The organism is Paenalcaligenes sp. DL 309, from assembly GCF_057475285.1.
In genome coordinates this window covers 1-3,345 of record NZ_JBYBKW010000026.1, presented here as the reverse complement: position 1 = coordinate 3,345, position 3,345 = coordinate 1, and the positions used below count along the sequence as shown (strand labels likewise).

The 3,345-nt window shown below is 49.9% G+C and carries 2 rRNA genes; both read right to left on the bottom strand.

The features are described 5' to 3' along the window. Positions 1–9: 9 nt before the first annotated feature. Positions 10–123, bottom strand: a 5S ribosomal RNA gene (gene rrf, locus AC2UZJ_RS12400). A gap of 147 nt (positions 124–270) precedes the next feature. Then, positions 271–3,151 (bottom strand): 23S ribosomal RNA (locus AC2UZJ_RS12395). Positions 3,152–3,345 lie beyond the last annotated feature (194 nt).

Here is a 3,345-nt window from a genome sequence, read left to right as displayed (position 1 = left end):
GGTATAAGAGCTTGACAATGACCTACTTTCACAGGCGTTCGCCCACTATCATCGGCGCTAAGGCGTTTCACTGTCCTGTTCGGAATGGAAAAGGAGTGGTGCCACCTTGCTATGGTCGTCAAGCGTAACTGGTCTGGTTATTTACGTACAAGGTACGAAATAACGAATCTGGGAAAAAGCACGAACTGCTATGTATTCGAATTTGGATTGCGTTGTCCTGCTTAAGTTTTTTGATGTACGACACTCGAAACTCATAACCTAAAAGGTTATAGGATCAAGCCGCACGGGCAATTAGTACTGGTTAGCTACGTGCATTACTGCACTTCCACATCCAGCCTATCAACGTTGTGGTCTACAACGACCCTTTAGGGGGGTCAAGCCCCCGGGATACCTAATCTTCAGACAAGTTTCCCGCTTAGATGCCTTCAGCGGTTATCTCTTCCGTACTTAGCTACTCGGCAATGCCATTGGCATGACAACCGATACACCAGCGGTACGTTCACTCCGGTCCTCTCGTACTAGGAGCAACCTCCGTCAAGTATCCAACGCCCACTGCAGATAGGGACCAAACTGTCTCACGACGTTTTAAACCCAACTCACGTACCTCTTTAAATGGCGAACAGCCATACCCTTGGGACCGGCTACAGCCCCAGGATGAGATGAGTCGACATCGAGGTGCCAAACACCGCCGTCGATATGAACTCTTGGGCGGTATTAGCCTGTTATCCCCAGAGTACCTTTTATCCGTTGAGCGATGGCCCTTCCATACAGAACCACCGGATCACTATGTCCTACTTTCGTACCTGTTCGACTTGTCAGTCTCACAGTTAAGCACGCTTATGCCATTGCACTATCAAGACGATTTCCGACCGTCTCTAGCGTACCTTCGAACTCCTCCGTTACACTTTAGGAGGAGACCGCCCCAGTCAAACTGCCCACCATGCACGGTCCCCGACCCGGATAACGGGCCTAGGTTAGAAACATAAACAAACCAGGGTGGTATTTCAAGGATGGCTCCCTGCAGACTGGCGTCCACAGTTCAATGCCTCCCACCTATCCTACACAGGCTGGTTCACGGTCCAATGCAAAGCTACAGTAAAGGTTCATGGGGTCTTTCCGTCTAGCAGCGGGTAGATTGCATCTTCACAACCACGTCAACTTCGCTGAGTCTCAGGAGGAGACAGTGTGGCCATCGTTACGCCATTCGTGCAGGTCGGAACTTACCCGACAAGGAATTTCGCTACCTTAGGACCGTTATAGTTACGGCCGCCGTTTACTGGGGCTTCAATCAAGGGCTTGCACCCCATCATTTAACCTTCCAGCACCGGGCAGGCGTCACACCCTATACGTCCACTTTCGTGTTTGCAGAGTGCTGTGTTTTTAATAAACAGTCGCAGCCACCATTTCACTGCGGCCCTTTCATGCTTTGCGCGCAGGCGCATCACACTATTGGGGCATACCTTCTCCCGAAGTTACGGTATTAATTTGCCGAGTTCCTTCTCCTGAGTTCTCTCAAGCGCCTTGGAATATTCATCCCGTCCACCTGTGTCGGTTTGCGGTACGGTCTTGTAAAGCTGAAGCTTAGAGGCTTTTCTTGGGACAACTTTCAGTTAGTTTAGACCCGTAGGTCTATTCAGCGATACCCTTGAATTCCGCGCCCGGATTTGCCTAAGCGCCTTCTACGGTACCTCAACGAGGACATCCAACACCTCGATAACCTGCCGTCATCCGTCCCCCCATCGCACTTTACAACGGTGCGGGAATATTAACCCGCTTCCCATCAGCTACGCATCTCTGCCTCGCCTTAGGGGCCGACTCACCCTGCGCCGATGAACGTTGCGCAGGAAACCTTGGACTTACGGCGAGGGAGCTTTTCACTCCCTTTATCGCTACTCATGTCAGCATTCTCACTTCTGATACCTCCAGCATGCCTCTCGACACACCTTCACAGGCTTACAGAACGCTCTCCTACCACGTGGATAAATCCACGTCCGCAGCTTCGGTAACTGGCTTAGCCCCGTTACATCTTCCGCGCAGGACGACTCGATCAGTGAGCTATTACGCTTTCTTTAAAAGGTGGCTGCTTCTAAGCCAACTTCCTGACTGTCTATGCCTTCCCACTTCGTTTCCCACTTAGCCCGTTTTAGGGACCTTAGCTGGCGGTCTGGGTTGTTTCCCTCTTGACACCGGACGTTAGCACCCGATGTCTGTCTCCCGCGCTGTACTTGTTGGTATTCGGAGTTTGCCATGGGTTGGTAAGTCGCTGTGACCCCCTAGCCATAACAGTGCTCTACCCCCAACAGTAATACGCGAGGCACTACCTAAATAGTTTTCGAAGAGAACCAGCTATCTCCAAGCTTGTTTAGCCTTTCACTCCGATCCACAGTTCATCCCCTAATTTTTCAACATTAGTGGGTTCGGTCCTCCAGTAAGTGTTACCTTACCTTCAACCTGACCATGGATAGATCGCCTGGTTTCGGGTCTACACCCAGCGACTGAATCGCCCTATTCGGACTCGCTTTCGCTACGCCTCCCCTACTCGGTTAAGCTTGCCACTGAATGTAAGTCGCTGACCCATTATACAAAAGGTACGCAGTCACCCCACGAAGGGGCTCCTACTGTTTGTATGCATATGGTTTCAGGATCTATTTCACTCCCCTTCCGGGGTTCTTTTCGCCTTTCCCTCACGGTACTGGTTCACTATCGGTCGATTACGAGTATTTAGCCTTAGAGGATGGTCCCCCTATATTCAGACAGGATTTCACGTGTCCCGCCCTACTTGTTCGATACTTAGTACCACCGAAATGATTTCGTTTACGGGGCTATCACCCACTACGGCCACTCTTTCCAGAGTGTTCAGCTATCATAACGGCTATCTTATCCAGGCTGGTCCGGTTTCGCTCGCCACTACTTCCGGAATCTCGGTTGATTTCTTTTCCTCGAGTTACTTAGATGGTTCAGTTCACTCGGTTCGCTTCGCTGCTCGTATGTATTCGGAGCAGGATACTGTGTAAACACAGTGGGTTCCCCCATTCGGACATCTACGGATCAAAACTTGTTTGTCAGCTCCCCGTAGCTTTTCGCAGACTACCACGTCCTTCATCGCCTGTAATCGCCAAGGCATCCACCATATGCACTTATTCGCTTGATCCTATAACGTTTTAGGCTATAGAATTTATGAGTTTGCGTGTTTGTGCCGTTCATCACTCAAGTGCTTAAGTCGTATTCACACCCAATAAACCGAAATTTATTTGGCATAAACACCATTTAATGTTTTGAGAACTATTTGAACTTAAATTGTTAATTTGCAATCACAACCCGTATATTTTATGCCACCCCCATCTC